Source organism: Vibrio sinaloensis (assembly GCF_000808535.1).
Classification (GTDB): Bacteria; Pseudomonadota; Gammaproteobacteria; order Enterobacterales; family Vibrionaceae; genus Vibrio; species Vibrio sinaloensis_D.
Genome location: NZ_JWLV01000046.1, coordinates 1 through 301, shown reverse-complemented (window position 1 = coordinate 301; position 301 = coordinate 1). Strand labels below are relative to the sequence as shown.

The following is a 301-nucleotide window of genomic DNA, read 5'->3' as shown; positions in this document are numbered from 1 at the left end:
CCTGCACGACCCACCATTCTTCTCCACGAAGAATCAAAACTTATGTGGGCGATTAGCTCAGTTGGGAGAGCACCTGCCTTACAAGCAGGGGGTCACTGGTTCGAGCCCGGTATCGCCCACCATTCTCTAAATGTTTTTGGATTAGGATTTCCAAACCACTTCAGTAAAACGTGTGTGGTTGGAGTTTTCGACCGTCTAAGAATCTTTAGAAAATGTATTTCTTCGGAAAACATAGCTCTTTAACAATTTGGAAAGCTGACAAATCAACAATTTATTGTTGATTGTAAAGTTCTCAATGTTT

The 301-nt window shown here is 41.5% G+C and carries 1 tRNA gene; it reads left to right on the top strand.

The annotated features are described in order from the left end of the window. Nucleotides 1–46: 46 nt before the first annotated feature. A tRNA-Val gene (locus RJ47_RS17970) sits at nucleotides 47–122 on the top strand. The last annotated feature ends 179 nt before the right edge of the window (nucleotides 123–301 follow it).